This is a genomic window from Microcystis sp. M_QC_C_20170808_M9Col (assembly GCF_007095495.1).
Taxonomy (GTDB): domain Bacteria; phylum Cyanobacteriota; class Cyanobacteriia; order Cyanobacteriales; family Microcystaceae; genus Microcystis; species Microcystis aeruginosa.
In genome coordinates this window covers 18706-40707 of the sequence record NZ_SFBZ01000243.1, presented here as the reverse complement: position 1 = coordinate 40707, position 22002 = coordinate 18706, and the positions used below count along the sequence as shown (strand labels likewise).

The window sequence follows — 22002 nt, the reverse complement described above, 5'->3', positions numbered from 1 at the left end:
GTTTCCCAGAAATCTCGATGATGGGGGGAAAGTCAGGAGCTTTGCCCCGCTAGTCCAGTTTTAATACTGACTACCGGATTTGCGATGACCGATGGCGGTGACACCGTTACTATCCAAAACTTGACCCCGCTCGACGGTAGCATAGACTAACCAGCGATCGCCGCAGAGTTGTCGCTCTTTGACCGTACACTCTAGATAGGCGAGACTTTCGCTTAAAATCAGACAGCCATTTTCCCCGACTTGGGTTTCTAATCCCGTAAAGACATCGCCGCCAGATTTGATGCGATTGGAAAAATGACGGCGTAAATTGCGCCCTTCCTTGAGAATATTCAAGGTAAAGGCGGTTCCCGAGTTAATTAGGCGATCGGCGGCTTGTTCGTCAGCAACGGCGATAATTAGCCCCGGGGGGTTAAAACTGGCTTGGGATACCCAAGAGGTCAGGAAACCAGCATGATCCTCCCCCTGACGAGTGGTGAGAACAGAGAGGGAACCGACAATCCGACCAACGGCCTGGGCAGTGCGATCGATTTGTGTTTCGGTCATTCCCTGTTGGGGAACCCGCAATTTTTTGGTTTTTTTCAAGGTCTGGGCGAAGGTTTCTCCGGCTGAATAACCTGCTTGTAAACTGCTTTCTGTGGGGCTAAAACGCACGCGCAAAGACTCAAAACCGAGGCGATAATTGGCATCTTTGAGTTTAGTTTCAATTAAATCTACAGCTTCCCCACTCCAACCGTAGGAACCAAAAACCCCGGCTAATTTAGTTTTTGCTGCCGTGGAAAGAACGATTCCTAAAGCGGTTTGGATCTGGGTAGGAGCGTGACCGGCTAAGGTGGGAGAACCGATAATAAATCCGTCACAATTTTCGATCGCTTGACTAATTTCGGCGGGGGTGGCAAACTCACAATTTATTGATTCTACGGCCAGATCATTTTCTAATAATCCTCGTTCGATCGAGCGGGCTAGGGTGGCAGTATTTCCGTAGGCAGAAGCATATAATAAAGCCACTTGTAGAGGTCGAGTTTTTTGTTCTTGACACCAATAACGATAATCGTGGGCAAGACGACTAAGACTATAGCGAATTATCGGACCGTGGGCGGGTGCATAATATTGGGCGGGAAATTCTTTAATTTTGTCGAGGGCTGTTTCTACCGCTTTGGATTGCACAGCATGGAGACAATCAAAATAATAACGACGATCTGCGTCTAATTCTTTCCAATTTTTATCCCAAATATCGTCACTGCACAGATGCACACTGAAGAATTTATCGCTGTATAAAATTTGGGTTTTTTGGTCAAAAGTGCAGATACCATCAGGCCAGTGCGGCGTAGGGACATTAATAAAACTTAGTTGATGACCTTGCCCTAAATCAAGGATTTCATCGCTTCGTATGCCCAAAATTTGGGCATCGGGAAAGGCATTTTTAAGGGTATTGACGGCAGCTTTAGAACAGAGGAGGGTGATTTGATGGGTTTCGGCTAATAATGCCCTTAAAGTGACGATACGGTTGGGATTAACGTGACTGAGAATCAGATAATCGAGACGATGTAAGGGTACATATTGACGAATTTCTTCTAAATAAATTTCGGTGAAGGATTCTCCAGGAGGATCGATTAAGGCGGTTTTATCGCCAGAGATAAGATAGGAATTAGCGGTGGTTCCCCGTTGACGAGCATATTCTATTTCAAATTTTAATCTGTCCCAAGTACGCGCGCGAAAAACCCAAGTTTGATCGGCAATTTCGGCGGTTTGAACATCGCGGGGGCGATTATTGATAGCAGGCTTGGGAATTAAGGTATTAGTGGTCATAATTGTTAAGTTGGGTGTTGGGTGTGGGGTGTGGGGTGTGGGGTGTGGGGTGTGGGGTGTTGGGGGAGTAGGGTTTTAGGGGAAATTACTCTATCTCCCCATTACCCTATTACCCCATTTTCCTATCTGATAACTGATAACTGATAACTGATAACTGATAACTGATAACTGATAACTGATAACTGATAACTGATAACTGATAACTGATAACTGATAACTGATAACTGATAACTGATAACTGACTAAATTTTGCTGTTTATTTCAGTTAATTCTTTAACTAAATGTTGACGATAACGTTCAGAAACTTTTTGTTCAGGATCGATACCTTCAAAGGTGGGAGGAAGCCAAACTCTTAACACCATTAATGTACCGAGAACTATTAGAAAAGCACAGGCAGCTAATACTTGTGTCCAATTAGTTTCTAGGACTCCTCTGACAATTAATTCTCGCAAAACCGAGACGATAGAAACTTCCACGGCAACACCGATAGAAACTCGTTTTTCTTGCAAATAAATAATCAACAATCGGAACAATTCTACTAGAATTAAGAGGAATAAAATATCGGCGGTAATAATCCGAAATTGAATCGGTGGCAGCAGAGACATAAACATTTCTCTGACTTCTAACACCATGAAGCTAAATAAACCGATACAGAGAGAAATAACAATTAAATCTTGAATCATTTCTAAGACTTGCACTACTCGCACCATCATTGGGGAAGGTTTTTTAATTGGTTCGTACATTTTATTTCTCCTAAGATTGATAGAATTAGGTGTTAGCTGTCGGGGGGATTTTTCAGTGAGCAGTAACCAGTAACCAGTAATCGGTGAACTGATAACTGATAACTGATAACTGATAACTGATAACTGATAACTGATAACTGATAACTGATAACTGATAACTGATAACTGATAACTGATAACTGATAACTGTTAATAATGGTTGCCAACTTTGCGATGATGGACAGCAGTTAAGACATCTAAACGGGCAACTCGTCCGGTATTAACGGTACAATAAACTACCCAATGATCGCCGCAATCTAAACGACTGGTTACTTCACATTCTATGTAAGCTAAGGCATCGGCTAAAATTGGTGATCCATTGTTAGAAGTATAGGTTTTAATGCCTTCAAAACGATTAGCACTGGGAGAGAAACGCTTGAGGAAATGTTTCATTAATTTCTGGTAATTATCCTCAGCTAAAACATTTAAAACAAAGGTATCGCTAGGCTGTAAAAAGGATACCATTGCCCGATCTTTGGCCACTGCAATCGCCACACCTAAAGGATTTAAACTTGCTTGTGTCACCCAAGAGGCAATCATGGCACTAGATAAATCGGCTTTTTGGGAAGTAATTAGATACAATCCGGTACTAATACGGCCTAAAGCTCTTTCTAAGTCGTTGTTAATCGATTTAATTTGTTTAATCGTTTTTTCTCGGCTTAACCATTGGCCGAGGTCGGTTCCTGCTTCATCGGCAATAAAATCGAGGGATTGATTGGGATTGTCTTTAACTAAAAGAGGAGGAAAAGCTTCGATCGCGACCATTTCCTGTAATTTATTTCTCAAGGGAAAAATTGGTTCATCTTCCCCACCTCCTGACTCAAATAATCCTACCGCTTGTTTGCCATTAACTGCAGCAAGAATTGTGCTTAAAATCGTCTGGTTAGTCAGGGAAGATTGGGGAGGCATTCCGATGACAACTCCCTTAGACTGATTGATTAATTCTCTGACTTCGTGGGGATCAGCATTATTCATATCGACTAATTCTGTCACCACATCATTTTTGGTCAAACCCTGACTGATCATAGTAGCTAAATGTTCGCTTTGTCCGTAATCTTGGGTAAAGAATATAGCCACTAAAGTATCGGCAGAAGTTTGTTCTTGACTCCAAGTTTGATAGTGTCCCACCCAATCAGAAATATGGTGTTTTAATAGGGGACCGTGACCAGTGGCAATGAGATTAATCTCAAATTTCTCGATTCTTTTAATTGCCCCTAAAACTGAACGAGCATTCGGTCGCATCAGACAGTCATAATAGGTTTGAAAATCGGCTTCTAGCAGGTCTTTTTCTCGATCGTAGATTTGATCATCACAAAAGTGCATTCCGAAAGCATCACAGGTAAAAAGGGTGGCAGTTTTAGCATCAAAAGTGAAGATAGTATCAGGCCAATGAAGATTAGGGGCTGAAACAAATTCTAAGACATGACCATTGCCTAAATCTAAAGTATCACCACTTTTAACGATTAATTGTTTAAAGGGTCTGTGTACCATGTTTTCGAGGAATTGCATGGCAACTTTTGCCCCAACCACGGTAACTTCTGGGACTAATTCCAAAACTTCTTTGACTAAACCACTGTGGTCGGGTTCGGTGTGACTGATAATTAAATAATCAAGATGATTGATGTTGATTAGTTTAGTTAATTCCTCCAGATAAAGGCGATCGAATTTGCGGTGAGATGTATCAATTAGGGCGGTTTTTTCCCCTTGAATAACAAAAGAGTTATAAGTGGTACCGTTTTCTAAACCAAATTCGATATCAAAACGATCGCGATCCCAATCCAAACAGCGCAAGGTAAAAGTATTTTCGGCGATTTCTTGGATTTGTGTGGTTAAACGGCTGGTTTTAGCGGGTTTTGGGGTGATTAAAGCAACCATAATTTTTATCTCCCACAGGATTTGATTCGGAACTGCATTTGCTTAATTCCTATGGTGACTTGCTTTCAGCGATTTGTAAAATACCAATTACTCAAGTAAATGATTAGTTAGATTTATATAACCTTTTCTCTATGGTCGCGGGTATTAATTTGAGTGCTGGCCTTGCCGAATCAAGATCTGAATACTAAATCCGGTTATTAAAGACTGATTATTTATTGCTCCTCTTGCCTCTTGCCTATTGCATGAGTGCCTGTCCTGATATGTAGCCTATACTCAACGGATTTAGTATGAGTCCCTCGGCTCGATTTCTCAACGTTTGTCTCTGGCACTTTTTTGACTAAAAAAGTCCCAAAACCGTTTTCTAGTAAGGCTCCCAGTAATATTCAGCCAACCCTAGATAGTCAACAGCTTAGCTTTCTGGGAGGGCGGTCCACGAACCAAGAAAAATGGTATAACGACTGAGTCAAGAGCGGCCGCTCTTTTAAGCAAAAATAAATCTACTAATAATAGAGGCCTTATTGTTAAGGTCTCTAGATTCTCTAGAAAATGCTAGATTTACCAGCTAATTACTTTAACCGTTTCGTTAAATAAATTTGCTTCTAGGGAATCGGGGGAACTTGTCACCACACCGGCAATTAGATCTTCAGGTTTTATTGCTGCTTGTTTCATACAGGAGGGACAAATTAAGACTTTTCCCCCTTGACTGATGAAATCTACTAACATTGCTTGCAGGGTTTTACCGGTGATACCGTTAGTGTGTTGAGGAATTGTCTTCGCGGCCAAGTGTACCCCTGTAATATTCAAAAAAATAGTGGTTGAGTGACCTTTTTTTAGCATATTGGTGGCGACACCAATGGCCATTGCAGCTCGCCAAGGATCATCGGTGGTTAAATTAACAAATAAATCGGTTTTTTGTTGACCGACAGCAATTATTGCTTCGTTAGTTTGTACTGGAGAAAGGGAAGGATTAGCCAAGACTGGGATAGATGTAACTAAGGATAATCCGACCAGGGAACTAAGGGCTAAAGATTTTAACAACATTTTCCTGTCCTCTTGCTGCTGGGTGCAATGAAAACATTTTCATTATGATAATTTCTGGAAATCTTGTCAACAGACAGCCCGTCAAACTTTAATTTTTGTTGCCGATAACAAAAACCATCTACTAATAAAAATGATAATTCTTTACTTGTCTAACATTTTATCTAATCTTTCCTGAATCAATAAAGCCAGGGAAGAACGCAGAAAAAATAAAGCAAATAACCCAGCTAAACTGAAGGGAATAATGGCCAGTTTGCTATAGTTGGTGTCTAATAAAAATATGGCTGAGATAATGCTAAATCCCAATAGACAGACATTAATTAATATTTTAATTCCCAGATAAATTCTTTTCAGAAGTCGTTCATTTTCCCGTGACTTAACTTGAAAAACTAAATTTCCTCGCTGGATTTTTTCCTCTAATTGACGGATCATTCTCTCGTTTTTATTACCTTTTTGCCATTGTTGTTTAAGAAAAGTGCGCGCTTGATTAGTTAGGGTAAGCATGGTGTTGGTAGTTCCTCCCGATACCGCTAGACTTTTCACAAAAGGTTGACTAGCCGCTAATAAATTATACTGGGGATCTAAAGAGCGGGCAATCCCATCCAAAGTGGTGACAGATTTAATAATAAAAGTCATTTGGGGAGGTAAGCGAAAAGGTTGCTGTTTAAACATTAAATACACTTGATCGCTAATTTGTTCAAAGGCCCTCACATCTACCGGTTTATCGCGAAATTCATCTAAGAGAAACTGCACGATATTTCGCACGGGTTGCAGCTCTACAACGGGTTCAATTAAACCCATATACATCAAGGTTTTTAAGACTGTTTCTGTATCCTTTCTCAAGATAGCGAAAAAGGTTTCAATCATTTGATCTTTAGCGACGGACTTTAACTCGAACATCGTGCCGAAATCGTAGAAAATTAACTCCCCTTCCTGACTGACTGCCATATTACCCGGATGGGGATCCGATTGAAAAAAACCATCCTGTAATAGTTGTTTGAGATAGGAACAGATCCCCAGTTGAATAATCCCATCTACATTAATACCGTTAGCTAGTAAAGTCTCTCGATCATCCACTTTAATCCCCGGCACATACTCCAAAGTTAATACCCGGCGGGTGGTATATTGCCAGTAAACTAAAGGAACTTTTACCTGAGGATAATTCTTAAAATTTTCCCGAAAGCGTTCGGCATTTTTGCCCTCATGAATATAATCGATTTCTTGAAAGAGTAGCTCAAAGAATTCTTGGTAGATAGCTTCTAAATTATATTTTTTCACCCCGGGGAAAATATTTAACCAACGGGTGAGACGATGCAACAATTCAAAATCGAGATTAAATAGTCCTTCCAGATTCGGTCTTTGTACCTTGATAACGACCTCTTCCCCACTTAATAACCGCGCTCGATGCACTTGTCCTAAACTGGCACAAGCGAGGGGAGACACGGTAAAACTTGCAAATAAATTATCTAGGGGTTGTCCTAATTCTGTTTCAATAACTCGGATCGCTTCTTGACTATTAAATTCGGGAACTCGATCCTGTAATTGGGTTAATTGTTCGATATATTCGAGCGGAATTAAATCTGCTCGCGTCGATAAAGATTGCCCAATTTTAATAAAAGTTGGTCCTAAATTCATGAGGCGATCTACTAACCATTTCGCTCTCCTTTGCCGTTTTTTGCCCCTATTAGCCCCCGTTAAACGATCCCAGAGCAAAAAAGTCAAAAACTTCATTGTAAAGCTAAATATCTCCAATTGACGAACAATCGGCGCTCGCAAGCTTTGCTGCCAATGTAAAGATTTGGGGGAATCAAAGGGAGTAACCATCAGTTATCAGTCATCGGTTATCAGTTATCAGTTATCAGTTATCAGCAAAACCGATCTACAGCGTTTCTCATCAAGGTGAAGTATAAATTAAACCTTGCCGAAGTAAGGATTCCAGTCGCAAAAACGCGCTTCATCCTTCTGAGAAACGCTGTCAAGTATTCCCTTCCGGTTTAAGAATTCGCCGGTAAAAATCCTGATTTTCAGCTTTTAATCTCTGGGACGAGGCAAACCGAGATCTACCGCTAGACGATGACTGCAAGCAAAACCGGAAAAGGCCACCGCGTTTAATCCTTGACCGGGGAAGGTACTATCTCCCACACAATAAAGATTAGGAATAGCTGTGCGATTAAAGGGCATTCCTAACAAGCCTAACAGTTTTCTTCGCGGTATTGGGCCGTAACTGCCATCGATTCTATTCAAAAAGCGGCGATGGGTGCGGGCCGTGCCAATTTCGATATAATCTAATCCTGTATCTAGTTTGGGAAAGAGTTTTTTCAGGCGATCGATGAGACGATGAGCAGCGGCCTCTTTTTTCTGTTGATATTCTTGGGGGGGCAGTTTTTGCCATTGATCAATCCAGCTAGGGGTGAAAGTATGAATGATATGATGGTCCGGGGGTGCGAGGGAGGGATCGAGTAAGGTAGGAATAGAAACAAAGATAGTTCCCTGTTCTGCTTCCATATTTTCCCAATCTTCTAGTAAAATATGGTGACATTCGCTTCCTGACGGTAATACATCGGCCTTGACTCCCAGATGCAAACTGAGGAAACTGGGGGATTTTTGATAGCGTTTTTGCCAATTTTTTTCACTGCGGGGGAGAGATTCCGGGGGGAGTAGTTTCTCGAAGGTATCCCAACGGGTGGCATTAGAAACAATCTTTTTAGCGTAATATTCCTTACCATTGGTCAATCTTACCCCGATCGCTCGTCCTGCATCTAAAATAATCTTATTCACTCTCGCTTGATACTGGATTTCACCACCGGCTTTTTCCAATCCCGCGACTAACTTGAGAGCAATCTGTCCTACTCCCCCTCGGGGATAGTTAATTCCGCCGTAATGGCGATCGCTAAAGACCATTCCCGCATTAATCATCGGAGTGCGATCGGCGGGTACTACCGACCAACAATAACATTCCATATCGATAAATTTCAATAATTTCGGGTCTTTAATATATTTTCTGGCCACATCTCCCGCATTTTGGGGTAAATACTTGACCAATCCCAAACAGGATAAAGGATGCTGGAAAAAAACCCTAGTCAGATAGCGGGGTTCTTCCAGTGATAGTAAATCCATACTATTGAGGCAATTAAACACCTGCCAGCATTCATCGTAAAAGCGCCGGATACCGGTTTTTTCTGCGGGAAAATGGCTAATTAATTCCTGTAAAAATTGTTCGTAGTCGCGATGAACTTTTAAGTCTAATCCGTCCGGGAGATGATAATGAATCTGGACGGGATCGGCAATGGTTTCGATACTCATATCCACCGCTGCCAAAGCTTTGGTTAAGAGGTTAGTCGTCCCCTTTTTGCCAAAACCAAAAATCATCGAAGCACCCACATCAAAACGATAACCCTCTCGTTCAAAATAACCCGCGCTGCCCCCCGGAATCAGATAACTCTCTAAAACTAAGACTTTTGCCCCTTTTGCCGCTAATTGCGTCGCTGTCACCAATCCCCCGATTCCCGACCCAATCACGATCGCATCGTACTGATTACTCATAACTTGACTCGATAAATTTTTGTGTCAATTCTTGATTTTAACCTTGACTAGCGGTGATTTATCGGCTAGTTTGCGGGAGCAAAAAATTTTTGGGGAGAGATGAAAAGTTGGTAAAAGGAAAAAAAGTCTTGACAAATCCCGCCGCTTGACATAATTGGGTTTGGGTGATATCATCTCCGGAAAGACGGGCAGCTCGGCAGCTCTACTGTTATCAAGAATATTGGCTCTTCTTGTTTCTGTGTGGAAGCAAGAAGAATAGGGATAATTTTCTGGAAAGATAGTCTTCAAAGCCTTGCCTAGCAAGACTACTAGAAACGATAAACACTGATTATCACACCAAGTCGAGAGGAGCTAAGTAAATTTACCTAAAATTAATTAATCAATTGGATAATGTATAGAAAACTGGCCAAAAAAATCCTTAAATTAGCCAATTCCCTATCTAGGTCATCGAAGCGATCTCTTTTAATGGTCACCGATTGCCTTATTTTTAGTCTAACCATCTATCTAGCCTTCTATCTTAGGTTGAATCTTAGCCTCGAATATCAGCAAATTAGACATTTTTGGGGGGAAATATTGGGCTTAATTGCTATTAAAGTTCTAGTTTTCTATCTCAGAGGTATTTACCGTCCCGTAGTACGTTATACAGGGTTAGAGTTTCTTGCCTCCGTACTGCAAGCGGTTCTCTATAGTTCAGGGGTTTTAATCAGTCTTGCCTACTTTCAAGGGGATGCTTTTTTGCCGCGTTCAGTCCTGATTATCGACGCATTGTTAACCCTAGTATTGGTTATCGGGGTGAGATTATTGATTCGTTCTGTCTTTCACCGTCTGAATATTTACGTCAGTAGTGTGGATAGGGAACCGACAATTGTTATCTATGGTGCGGGGGTTGTGGGTTGTCAATTAGCACGTTCCCTACAAAATGACCCCCACTATCGTTTATTGGCCTTTGTTGATGATAATCCCGATTTGCAGCAGCGAGTTATCCAAGGTATTAGGGTTTATTCCCCCTCTCAATTGGCATTACTGCACCAAAAACGGTCTTTTGACTGGGTTATTCTCGCTATTCCGAATGTAGCCAAGGCCAAAAAGCGGCAAATCATCGAAAGTCTAGAAACTTTACCCATCGTCATTAAAACCGTCCCTCCCCTCTCAAAAATTTTATCGGGAGAAGCGGCCATCAATCAGATTCGCAGTGTCGATGTCTCGGAATTATTAGGACGGGAAGAAATTCTACCCCATGCCGAACTTTTGGGAAAAAATGTCACGGGTAAAGCGGTGTTAGTCACTGGGGGGGGCGGTTCCATCGGTTCGGAATTATGCCGACAAATCGCCTTCCTCAAGCCAAAATGCTTGGTAATCTACGAATTAAACGAGTTTTCCCTCTACAAAATCGATCTCGATTTAAGTGAAAATTATGCCGATTTACGCAAGTATGCCTATCTAGGCAATGTTCTCGACCGCAATCATCTGGCCCGAGTCATCCAACAACACCAGATTGAGACAATTTATCACACGGCCGCCTATAAGCACGTTCCCCTTGTGGAAGCCAATGCTAGTCAAGGGATTTACACTAATGTTTGGGGAACCTTAAATGTCGCTCAGACCGCGATCGAGAATTCAGTTAGTAATTTAGTTCTCATTTCCACCGATAAGGCCGTCAGACCGACTAACATTATGGGGGCCAGTAAACGCTGTGCTGAGTTAGTCGTGCAAGCTTTGGCCGCTTTACCCGACACTTCCACCTGTTGCGCTATCGTCCGCTTTGGCAATGTTCTCGATAGTAGCGGTTCCGTGGTGCCGCGTTTCCGGGAACAAATCGCCCAACGTAAGAATATTACCCTCACCCATCGCGATATTATTCGCTATTTTATGTCTATTCCCGAGGCGGTGCGTTTGGTTATGCAAGCAGGAGCCATGGCTAAGGGGGGTGAGGTATTCCTGTTGGATATGGGTGAACCGGTAAGAATTTACGATTTGGCCCTACAGATGATCCGTTTAAGTGGCTTGGAATTAGGACAAGATATCGATATTGAAATCACAGGATTAAGACCGGGGGAAAAACTCTACGAAGAATTATTAATCGATACCGATAAAGCTCGTCCCACCGCTCACCCAAAGATTTTTTGCGCTCATGAACACTTTCTTGCTTGGGAAAAATTGCAAATCAAATTAGAACAACTGCTTAATTATATTCAAGTTAATGACCGTCAAGGCCTAGTTAAGTCCCTACAAGATTTAGTTCCTGAATACCGGCCTCCGCAGCAAATAGCCAGTAGTTTGTCAAGTAAAAAGTAAAAAAGAGGAGTTTTACTTCTCCTCTTTTTGACAAAATTTATTAATCTAATTGAACCGAATGCTTTTGTTTTAATTGCTTTTGGATAGTTTTTACCGTCTGCTCAATTTTATTGATCCCGCGAGAAGAAGGGCGATTTACTCTATCAGCTAGAGGAGAAGTTTGTTGAATAGCAATGCTTAAATAAAGAGGAAAAGCGAGGGTAAAGGCTAAAAAAAGACGTTGTAACATGATCCACTCCCACAAAAGTTTTTCAGCGATTATTTTAGCCGGCTGAAACTTTTACCAGAATAACGACTAACTAGGAAAATTTCAGCTAGTTTGTGACAGTCCGGCAATTGGTGGGGCAATCCTAAAGAATTAGCGCTGAAACCCTCAACCCTAGACCGAGAGTCTGATAGATTGATCTAGAAACATGATCGATCGCTCTATCTATGCACAAAATTCCAGTTACTGTGATCACGGGTTTTCTGGGTGCGGGAAAAACTACCCTCATCCGTCATCTACTGCAAAATAATCAAGGCCGACGGGTGGCCGTTATGGTCAATGAATTCGGAGAAGTGGGAATTGATGGTGATTTGTTGAAAAGTTGTCAGACCTGCGACGACAACCCCAACGATAATATTGTGGAACTGACCAACGGTTGTCTGTGCTGTACAGTGCAGGAAGAATTTCTCCCCACCATGCAGAAATTGCTGGAGCGACGGCAACAGTTGGATTGTATGCTGATCGAAACTTCGGGGTTAGCTTTACCTAAACCTCTGGTTCAAGCTTTTCGCTGGCCGGAAATCCGCAACGGTGCCACGGTGGACGGAGTAATCACGGTGGTGGATGGTTTTGCTGTCGCTAGGGGTCGTCTGGTGGCGGATTTGGACGCTTTAACGGCACAAAGGCAAGCAGACCCCAATTTAGAACACGAAACGCCCATTGAGGAGTTATTTGAGGATCAGTTGGCCTGCGCTGACCTGGTACTCTTAACTAAAACCGATCTCATCAGCGAAATCGAATTAGAAAAAATTATTAATTGGCTGAAAACACAACTGCGATCAACGGTAAAAATAGTTACTTGTGCCGATGGACAAATTAGCCCCGATGTGCTATTGGGATTTAATGCCGCCGTCGAGGATAATTTAGCTAGTCGTCCTAGTCATCATGATCACGAGGAAGAACACGATCACGATGAGGAGATCAATTCTGTGCAGTTTTGCCTCGATTCTCCCGTAGATGCCCGAATTTTGACCCAACGGATTAAAGAATTGGTAGCCCGAGAAGAAATCTATCGGGTCAAGGGATTTGTTAACGTGGCTAATAAACCGATGCGTATGGTGTTACAGGGAGTCGGCGATCGTTTTGATTCTTTCTTCGACCGACCCTGGCAATCCACGGAAATGCGGCAAACCCGCTTGGTCTTTATCGGCCGCTCCCTCGATGGTCAGAGAATCGAGCAGGCCTTAACTAGGGTTTGCTGAAGAAGTTTTTCCTAGGGACAGGCTGTGGGGTAGGGAGATTATTTTTATTTATTCTCCCTTCTCCCCCTCTACAATAATTACTCGCAGCCAGAAATACGTTGTCCATATCATACTTTGTGCTTTTTGTCAAAAAAACTTTTTTTTTGCAATAAAACTACACAAAAAAAAGATCATCGTTATGGGTGAAATTGACTGATTTAACCGTCTTAATTAGGATCACCTTCTATATGTGGCAAAGGTTTCAAGCGTTGCTGCCCAAAAAAGCACAGAATAACCGACTATGAAATTCTATCAAATCGCTGTAACCCTTGTAACATCGTTATTAAATAAAAATCTTTCTCAATTAATTTTTAAGAATTTATAAATATTGCGGAATGTTAATTTAAATATTCTCAATCTTTCGCAGTCAATAGATAATGTTTGCTTATCTTTGATCAACAGAGGCAGTCCCAATGAAAAAATTTTCACCCCCACAGATGAAAGAGGTTTCTTTCCCTACACCCCACACCCTACACCCTACACCCCACACCCCACACCCCACACCCCACACCCCACTGAAAAAGCTCCGGCGTTCGATCGCCTGGATAGATGGTCAGGGATTTAGGTTAGGGTGGTAAAAGATACAGATTACCCACCCTTGCAGACCAACAATTATGACGAACACCAGTAACCCGCTGCTTGCCGGTCAAGGATTACCGGCTTTTGACCAAATCCAACCCGGCCTGATTGTCCCTGGCATGACGCAACTTTTGCAGGAACTGGCTGGAGAATTAACCGATCTAGAAGCGCAGATTGCCCCCACTTGGGAAAAATTAGTCGAACCCCTCACCCGGATCGAAGAACGTTTAAGCTGGAGTTGGGGGATTATCGGTCATCTGATGGGGGTAAAAAATAGCCCAGAATTGCGTCAAGCTTACGAAACCGTACAACCACAGGTAGTCGAGTTTATTAGCCGTTTAAGCCAAAGTAAACCCATTTATGAAGCATTTTTGTCCCTGCGCCAAGGAGAAAGCTGGGGGCAATTAGACGAGGCACAACAGCGCATTGTCGAAGCTTCCCTGCGGGATGCTCAATTGGCTGGGGTGGGATTAGTAGGGGAGAAAAAAGACAGATTTAACGCGATTCAACTGGAATTAGCGGAAATCACCACGAAATTTTCTAATAACATCCTCGATGCCACCAAAGCTTTTCAACTGAAACTAACAACCCCAGAAGATATCGCCGGTTTACCCCCTAGTCTCCTTAGTTTAGCCGCCCAAACCGCCCGCACCCAAGGAGAAACTAACGCCAGCAGCGAAACCGGCCCCTGGGTGATTACCCTCGATTTTCCCAGTTATTTCCCCTTTATGAAGTACAGCGATAATCGTGAATTGCGGGAAAAACTCTATAAAGCCTACGTTAGTCGGGCCGATCTGGGAGAATTGGATAATAATCCCCTCATCGATCGCATTTTGCAACTTCGTCAGGAACAGGCCCATCTTTTAGGTTATAGTACCTACGCCGAGGTCAGTCTTGCCAGGAAAATGGCCAATTCTGTGGATGAAATCGAGAAATTGCTTGACAATTTGCGGCAAGTAAGCTATGAAGCGGCAAAACAGGATTTAGAGGCCTTAAAAACTTTTGCGGGAACCGACGATCTCAAGCATTGGGATATAGCCTATTGGTCAGAAAAACAGCGTCAGGCCAAGTTTAACTTTAGTGCCGAGGAATTACGCCCCTATTTCCCCCTACCACGGGTTTTAGAAGGCATATTTAGCCTCGCTAAACGGATTTTTGCGGTAGAAATTATCGCCGCCGACGGTCAGTCCCCTATCTGGCATCCCGATGTGCGTTATTTCCAGATTAATGACGAAAAGGGCGAAAAAATCGCCTATTTCTACCTCGATGCCTACAGTCGTCCCGCCGAAAAACGCGGCGGTGCTTGGATGGATGTCTGTATCGGTCGGGCCAAAACCGGCACCGAGGTGCGTTTACCTGTGGCTTATTTAATCTGCAATCAAACGCCTCCAGTGGACGGAAACCCCAGTTTAATGACCTTTGAGGAGGTAACTACCCTATTTCACGAATTTGGCCACGGTTTACAGCATATGTTAACCACTGTGGATTATTCTGGCGCAGCGGGTATTAATAACGTTGAGTGGGATGCGGTGGAATTGCCCAGTCAATTTATGGAAAATTGGTGTTATGATCGCCCTACTTTAATGAGTATGGCCAAACACTACGAAACCGGCGCCACTCTCCCCGAACATTACTATCAAAAACTGCTCCTAGCTAAGAATTATATGAGCGGTTCGGCTATGCTGCGTCAGTTACATTTGTCTTTAGTAGATTTGGAATTACACCATCGTTATCAACCCAATGGCGGCGAAACTCCTAAACAAGTCAGACAGCGTTTAGCGGCGACGACGACAATAATTCCTCCTCTACCGGAAGATGCTTTCTTGTGTTCTTTTGGGCATATTTTCGCTGGCGGTTATGCGGCGGGTTACTATAGTTATAAATGGGCAGAAGTTCTCAGCGCCGATGCTTTTGCCGCCTTCGAGGAAGTGGGGTTAGATAACGAAGAAGCAGTGAAAGCGATCGGCCGCCGTTTTCGCGATACTGTCTTAGCTATGGGGGGAAGTTCTCATCCTATGAATGTTTTTAAAGCTTTCCGCGGTCGCGAACCTAGTACCGAGCCTCTCCTCCGTCATAGCGGGTTATAAAAGTAGGGTGTGTTAGCGTAGCGTAACGCACCAAAAACTTTTCTTTGTGGTGCGTTACGGCAATATTTAGCTCTTGATTTTTTCCCTGAAAACAAGTGATTGTCTGACGCACCCTACTGGACTGTTTCAACTAAAATAGGGCAATAGATTTCGGCTTAAAGTCTTAGATTATAGAATTTATAGCATTTTTCTAATACACCAAATTAGCTGAAACAGTCCAGTAGGGTGTGTTAGCGTAGCGTAACGCACCAAAAACTTTTCTTTGTGGTGCGTTACGGCAATATTTAGCTCTTGATTTTTTCCCTGAAAACAAGGGCAGTAGGGTGTGTTAGCGTAGCGTAACGCACCAAAAACTTTTCTTTGTGGTGCGTTACGGCAATATTTAGCTCTTGATTTTTTCCCTGAAAACAAGGGATTGCCTAACGCACCCTACTTGAATATATTGTGATAAGTAGGTAGGCGTTAAAAGTTGTCAGATCCCCTCGCCTATCGGCACCCCCCTTATCAAGGGGGGCAGGGGGGATCGAACCTAAAATCCATTTTTAATTTAATTATAACCAGCTACTTAGCATATCAGGAAAAAAGTTAACTAACAGGAGTAAACTTTAATGAGTATCGCATTTTTTCAAGCTCTGATCGAATCGGTAGAGAGTCTATCCATTGAAGACCAAGATTATTTGTTTGAGCTAATTCGTAAAAGACGCATTGAGAAACGCCTGGAGGAGATGGCTAAAAATGGCGAAGAAACCTTAAAATCTTTAGCAATGGGAACAGCAAAAAAAGGCAGTGCTGAAGAGATAATGGCTTATTTGTTAGAGGATGAAGAAGAATGAAATTAGTTGCTGACAAAAGCTTTAAAAGAGCTTTTCAACGCTTAATCAGCAAAAATCCTCAACTACAAAGCAAGGTATCAGAGGTTCTACATTTGTTAGCAGATAACCCCTTCACCCCTTCTTTAAAATCTCATAATAGGTTAAGTGGGGTCTTTTACTCTGAAACTATTGGGACTTCGACAATAGCGATCTTAACACATTATCTACTTAACATTTTTTCATAAATAGGCTCTCAAACTTGCTGTAAAAATAGACAATGATAGGTTACAATACTATTGTTCTATACATCACCAATCTAGCCTTTGATAAAATTTATGGAATCATCTCCTCTACCGATTCATAATCCAGCCGAACGTTTATTAATTATCCTACAAAGATGTTCTCAAGACGAAACTAACGAATCAGTTCAAAAAGTTTTATCAAGAGCAATGGAAGTGAAAAATGATCCCGATTCTTTTTATCAAGGTTTTGGTAAATTGCTAGAGCTTATTTCTCACATAGAAGATCAACTACAATATTTTTCTTCAAACAAACAGTCTTCCTATAAAAAACTTATGAAAGAAATTAAGTGTAAATTAATTAGTGTATTTCCAAGACTTGAAATGCCTTGGTCAAATTCTTTAGCAGAGCCACTAAACTCTCCTGACTGGGAAGCTCTATATTGGCTTCCTTCTTGTGTAGAAGATTTTGAGGAAATATGTTTAAGCAAAGAGGATTTGAACAGGTTAAGGGAAGAAATATTAGGTTTAATTCAAATGATTGAAGATAGCAAAATTACGCAAAAGTTTAAACAATTTCTGCTGATTAAATTAAATGAAGTCCTAGAAGCTCTTAACAAATTTTACATCGTTGGCTATAATGGTCTTCGCAAGGAAATTTTGGCTACCCTCACCGAGGTGGGAATTAATGAAGTCGAAGGTGAAGATAAGGAAACCAAGAACAATATATCCCAAAAGTTATGGAAATTTTTAACAAAAATAGTTCCAGAAAAAGCACAAAAGATTAATCCGTTAATTAGTCTCCCTCTCAATGTTTATAAGCTGGCAGAAATGATCACCAATAATAATACTTTGCCTCCAGGTAATTAACAAAAAAGGGTTGCTATCATATTTAAATCTTAGATTTTGGTGTGTTACGCTTCGCTAACACACCCTACTATATATTTTTATTAAGAATTATCCGTCCCTTGTAACATTAAATCTTAATTCTTAACAAATTACCCTAGATTCTCAGAGAAAAACTGATTATAATAAAGGGAACTGAACAGAACTGCTCGATCGATAGATAACTGATTAATTAAAGTTTTATTACTTTTGATGGACTGGGATTAAGAGAAGTAAATTTATTCTCGATCGCTCCCTGAAAGTGAGAAGAAATAGTTTTAATAAACAAAGAGTTTTCCACTTGGCAAAAATCCTCTGGGGGCAATACACATGGAAGTTATAACCGAGACAATTAACCCAACTTCGCTCGAACGGGAACCGATCCATCTCTATAACCGAATTCAACCGCACGGGGTGCTTTTAGTTCTCAGCGAACCGGAGCTAAAAGTCAGCCAAACTAGCAGTAATAGCCGCAGTTTATTGGGTATTTCTCCGGGGGAAATTATCGGTAAAACCCTAGAGGAAATCTTCGATCCCTTTCAGATCGATCCTCTAAAATCAGCCATAGAAAATAACGATTTTGATGCTATCAATCCCTCCAAAATTTGGGCGCGGGTTAAAGGGGATGATTTTGCTGTCTTTGATGCTATTTTCCACCGCAACGCCGAACAAATGCTGATTTTAGAGTTAGAACCAGCTATTTCCTATGAAAACATTCCTTTCCTGAGATTCTATCACCTAGCCAAAACTTCGATCGATAAACTTGAAGCCACCCGTAGCCTGAAAGATTTCTGTAATATCATCGTTAAAGAAGTCAGAAAAATGACAGGATTCGATCGAGTTATGTTATACAAATTCGACGAAGAAGATAACGGTGATGTGATAGCAGAAGACAAAATAGAGCAACTAGAACCCTATCTCGGTTTACGTTATCCCGCTTCCGATATCCCTCTCCCGGCACGAAATTTATTAAGTGCTAATTGGATTCGACAGATTCCCGATGCTACCTCTGAACCCGTCGATCTAGTGCCTAGTCTTCATCCCGAAACCCAACAACCCTTAAATTTAACCCTGTCCAGTCTTAGAAGTGCTTCTCCCTGTCATTTAGAATACCTGCATAATATGGGAGTGGGAGCATCTCTAACCATTTCTCTAATTGAAAATAAACGTCTCTGGGGCATTATTGCCTGTCATCACCGCACCCCTAAATATGTACCCTACGAACTCCGTAAAGCTTGTGAGTTCTTAGGAAGGGTAATTTTCTCGGAAATATCGGCACGGGAAGAAACCGAGGATTATGACTATCGAGTAAAATTAAGCTTTGTGCAATCGCAATTAATCGATTATATGGCGGAAGCTAATAACTTTATTGATGGATTAATTGCCCATAAACCGAATCTGCTCGATCTAACTAAAGCCACGGGAGCCGCTATTTGTTTAGGCGGCAATTATACCTTAATTGGAGTAACACCGAGCGAAGAAGAACTAAATTATCTGATTACTTGGCTAGAAAAAAACGTCCATGAAGATGTTTACTATACCAATTCCTTACCGCGAATTTATGCCGATGCGGGTAAGTTTAAAGACATTGCCAGTGGTTTACTAGCAATTCCCATTTCTAAACGTAATTATCTCCTCTGGTTTCGTCCGGAAGTAATTCAAACCGTGAACTGGGGTGGTGATCCGGGTAAAGCGATGGAAACGACTGCCATAGATGGTGATATTCGTCTCTGTCCGCGTAAATCTTTCTCCCTCTGGAAAGAAACTGTTCGTCTCAAATCTTTACCCTGGAAAGCAGTAGAAATTAACGCAGCACTAGAATTACGAAAAGCGATCGTCAATATCATCTTAAAACAAGCCGATGAGTTGGCACGTTTAGCGCGGGATTTGGAACTATCAAACGCCGAATTAAAAAAATTCGCCTACGTCGCCTCCCACGATTTACAGGAACCCCTCAATCAAGTCGCCAACTATGTGCAGTTGCTAGAAATGCGCTACACCGAAGAACTGGACGAAGATGCTAAAGAATTTATTACTTTTGCCGTCGAAGGTGTCAGTTTGATGCAAACATTAATAGATGATGTGCTGGCTTACTCGAAAGTGGATATGCAGGCGGTAGAGTTTAATACCATCGATGCTAATCTGGCACTGGAAAAAGCTCTCGCTAACCTGAAAGGGAGAATTCAGGAAAGTCAAGCTATAATCACCGTTGATCCCTTGCCAATTGTCATGGCAGATAAAACCCAGTTAATGCAATTGTTCCAAAATCTCATCGGTAATGCCATTAAATTCCGGGGAAAAGCAACTCCCACTATTCATATTGCTGCCCAACGTCAAGAGGAGGAATGGCTGTTCTCTGTCACCGATAATGGAATTGGTATCGATCCCCGATTTTCCGAACGCATTTTCGTGATTTTCCAACGACTACACACCCGCGACGAGTACCCCGGCACAGGTATGGGTTTGGCGATTTGCAAGAAAATTATCGAGTGTCATCGCGGACGAATTTGGGTAGAATCCCAATTAGGTAAAGGAGCGGTTTTCTATTTTACAATTCCCCTAGGAGGTAACGAGCGTGAGCGCTGGCGAGGACGTGCCACACAAAATTATCTTATTAGTGGAGGACAGCAAAGCTGATATTCGCCTCATCCAAGAGGCATTAAAAACTAGCACCGTCCCGCACGAATTAGTTATCGTTAGGGATGGTGTCAACGCCATGGATTATCTGCGTCGAGAAGGGGAGTATCTCGATTCTCCCCGTCCTAATCTGATTCTTCTCGATCTGAATTTACCAAGAAAAGACGGACGGGAGGTGTTAGCGGAAATCAAAAACGATCCCAGTTTAAAAAGAATTCCTGTGGTGGTTTTAACCACTTCTCGCAACGAGGAGGATATTTTTTATAGCTATGAACTGCACGTTAATTGTTATATAACCAAGTCGCGCAATCTCAACGATTTGTTCAAAATTGTCAAAAATATCGAGGCTTTTTGGTTAGAAACCGCTACTTTACCCGGGGAGTGAATCATTATCAGTTATCAGTTATCAGTTATCAGTTATCAGTTATCAGGAGTCGGTCGTCAGGAGGCGGTCGGCAGGAGGCGGTCGGCAGGAGGCGGTCGGCAGGAGGCGGTCGGCAGGAGGCAGCTTTATTCTCCCCACACCCCACACCCCACACCCCACACCCCACACCCCACACCCCACTTCCTAACCTCCCAAATCTCTTTAACTCTTGATTAAAAAATGGGACTCTCGCAGGATATAAAAGTTCTTTTAATCGAGGATAATTTAGCCGAAGCTCGATTATTAAAGGAAATTCTTAAGGGTAATGAAAAAAAAGAATTTCATCTGGTTAATGTGTCAAGACTGTCCGAGGCGATTTCTCTATTACAACAAACAAATTTTGATGTAATTTTATTAGATCTAACTTTACCAGATAGTCAGGGTTTGCAATCCTTAGCTCCCCTTTTAATTACGGCTCCGAAATTGCCGATCGTGGTTTTAACTAATACTAATGATGATAATTTAGCTTTGGCAGCACTGCGTCAGGGAGCGCAGGATTATTTAATTAAAAGAGAAGTAAGTTTAGAAATTTTAACTCGATCGCTATGTTATGCGATCGAGCGAAAACAGATGGAGGAAGCTTTACGAGAATCCAACGAAGCTTTAAAAATGAGCGTGATTGAACGCACTAATCAACTGGAAAAAGCTCAGGAATTAAATCAGTTAAAAACTGAATTTGTTTCCATGTTATCCCACGATTTTCGCAATCCTTTAAATAAAATTTTACTCTCGGCTGGATTATTAGAAGAAAGTCGCGATCGGTTGACAAAAGATCAGCAAGTTAGCTATTTTCGCATGATTCGATCGGCCATTAAAGACATGGATCAATTGCTCACAGAAGTGTTATTAATTGGCCGGGCCGATTCCGGGAGATTATACTGTCAATTTGATCCGGTGGATTTGCTGGATTATTGTCAGAAATTGGTAGAATCTTTTACGGTTAAGCCAGAGCCGCAATTAGCAATTATTTTCCAAATTGAGGGCAGCTTAGAAAGAGGACTTTGGGATATAAATTTAATTAAACATATCTTGACAAATTTACTGGGAAATGCTCTCAAATATTCACCCCAAGGCAACCCCGTAGAATTTAAGATTATTGTCGAATCGGAGCAGGTAGTCTTTAAAATTATCGATCGAGGAATTGGTATTCCCAGCAAAGATAAAGAAAATTTATTTAAACCTTTTTATCGCGGTAGCAATGTCGATAATATTCAAGGAACGGGATTAGGATTAGCCATTGTCGGACGCTGTGTGGAAGCGCACAAAGGACAAATTTACCTGGAAAGTGAGGAAGGAAAAGGCACAAAGATCACGGTGATTTTACCGATTATTACCGACATTGAACACCTAAATTGAGATGAACAATAGGGTGAGATCACAATTTTTTTCTGCTGCCCTCGCTCCCTATCTACCTAGGGTCTGCTGAAAAAGTTTTTACCTAATTTTCAGGGAAAAAGTACCTGAATTTCCCCCTGATCACTCCCATGCCAGGCA

Annotated in this window: 16 protein-coding genes; 9 read left to right on the top strand and 7 right to left on the bottom strand. The window is 41.9% G+C overall.

Annotated elements, in window-relative coordinates; translation table 11 throughout:
* Nucleotides 1-60: 60 nt before the first annotated feature.
* From EWV68_RS14240 to crtH, 6 genes are all read right to left on the bottom strand, one after another.
* On the bottom strand, nt 61-1806 hold the full coding sequence (locus tag EWV68_RS14240; protein ID WP_287170189.1) for a diflavin flavoprotein: 1746 nt from the start codon (nt 1804-1806) through the stop codon (nt 61-63).
* A 242-nt stretch (nt 1807-2048) separates the two neighbouring features.
* Nucleotides 2049-2549, bottom strand: coding sequence for a phosphate-starvation-inducible PsiE family protein (locus tag EWV68_RS14235; protein ID WP_061432370.1), 501 nt, complete (start codon nt 2547-2549; stop codon nt 2049-2051).
* Nucleotides 2550-2738: 189 nt separating this feature from the next.
* Entirely contained in the window at nt 2739-4463 is a 1725-nt protein-coding gene (locus EWV68_RS14230) for a diflavin flavoprotein (RefSeq protein ID WP_287170188.1), read from the bottom strand.
* Between the two features lie 555 nt (nt 4464-5018).
* Nucleotides 5019-5504, bottom strand: coding sequence for a DsrE family protein (locus EWV68_RS14225; RefSeq protein ID WP_061432281.1), 486 nt, complete (start codon nt 5502-5504; stop codon nt 5019-5021).
* 141 nt (nt 5505-5645) lie between these two features.
* Nucleotides 5646-7325, bottom strand: coding sequence for an ABC1 kinase family protein (locus tag EWV68_RS14220; protein WP_287170187.1), 1680 nt, complete (start codon nt 7323-7325; stop codon nt 5646-5648).
* 207 nt (nt 7326-7532) lie between these two features.
* A complete protein-coding gene (gene crtH / locus EWV68_RS14215) occupies nt 7533-9044 on the bottom strand; it encodes a carotenoid isomerase (RefSeq protein ID WP_287170186.1) in 1512 nt (503 codons plus the stop codon).
* 390 nt (nt 9045-9434) lie between these two features.
* Between crtH and EWV68_RS14210 the strand changes: the two genes are divergently transcribed.
* Nucleotides 9435-11339 (top strand): polysaccharide biosynthesis protein, encoded by a 1905-nt coding sequence (locus tag EWV68_RS14210; protein WP_287170185.1) that lies wholly within the window; start codon nt 9435-9437, stop codon nt 11337-11339.
* A 40-nt stretch (nt 11340-11379) separates the two neighbouring features.
* On the opposite strand, the gene EWV68_RS14205 is transcribed toward EWV68_RS14210, so the two are convergent.
* Nucleotides 11380-11568 (bottom strand): hypothetical protein, encoded by a 189-nt coding sequence (locus tag EWV68_RS14205; protein WP_002801713.1) that lies wholly within the window; start codon nt 11566-11568, stop codon nt 11380-11382.
* 203 nt (nt 11569-11771) lie between these two features.
* Here EWV68_RS14205 and cobW point away from each other — a divergent pair, with 203 nt between their 5' ends.
* The 8 genes from cobW (at nt 11772) to EWV68_RS14170 (ending at nt 21864) form a co-directional block, all read left to right on the top strand.
* On the top strand, nt 11772-12806 hold the full coding sequence (cobW, locus tag EWV68_RS14200) for a cobalamin biosynthesis protein CobW (protein ID WP_287170184.1): 1035 nt from the start codon (nt 11772-11774) through the stop codon (nt 12804-12806).
* Between the two features lie 653 nt (nt 12807-13459).
* Nucleotides 13460-15511: a M3 family metallopeptidase gene (locus EWV68_RS14195; RefSeq protein ID WP_287170183.1), complete on the top strand. Its 2052-nt coding sequence runs from the start codon at nt 13460-13462 to the stop codon at nt 15509-15511.
* Nucleotides 15512-16119: 608 nt separating this feature from the next.
* Nucleotides 16120-16344 (top strand): hypothetical protein, encoded by a 225-nt coding sequence (locus EWV68_RS14190; protein WP_061432275.1) that lies wholly within the window; start codon nt 16120-16122, stop codon nt 16342-16344.
* Entirely contained in the window at nt 16341-16568 is a 228-nt protein-coding gene (locus tag EWV68_RS21920; protein WP_002784868.1) for a hypothetical protein, read from the top strand. The genes EWV68_RS14190 and EWV68_RS21920 overlap by 4 nt, the downstream gene beginning before the upstream one ends.
* Nucleotides 16569-16658: 90 nt before the next feature.
* Entirely contained in the window at nt 16659-17432 is a 774-nt protein-coding gene (locus EWV68_RS14185) for a hypothetical protein (protein WP_061432274.1), read from the top strand.
* A gap of 345 nt (nt 17433-17777) precedes the next feature.
* Nucleotides 17778-20084: a sensor histidine kinase gene (locus EWV68_RS14180; RefSeq protein WP_287170182.1), complete on the top strand. Its 2307-nt coding sequence runs from the start codon at nt 17778-17780 to the stop codon at nt 20082-20084.
* Nucleotides 20023-20469 carry a response regulator gene (locus EWV68_RS14175; RefSeq protein ID WP_002758488.1) on the top strand — a complete coding sequence of 149 codons (447 nt, stop codon included), beginning with the start codon at nt 20023-20025 and terminating at the stop codon, nt 20467-20469. Before EWV68_RS14180 ends, EWV68_RS14175 begins: the two co-directional genes overlap by 62 nt.
* Nucleotides 20470-20688: 219 nt before the next feature.
* The gene (locus tag EWV68_RS14170) at nt 20689-21864 is read left to right on the top strand and encodes a hybrid sensor histidine kinase/response regulator (RefSeq protein ID WP_061432272.1); all 1176 of its coding nucleotides are present in this window, start codon (nt 20689-20691) and stop codon (nt 21862-21864) included.
* Nucleotides 21865-22002: the final 138 nt, after the last annotated feature.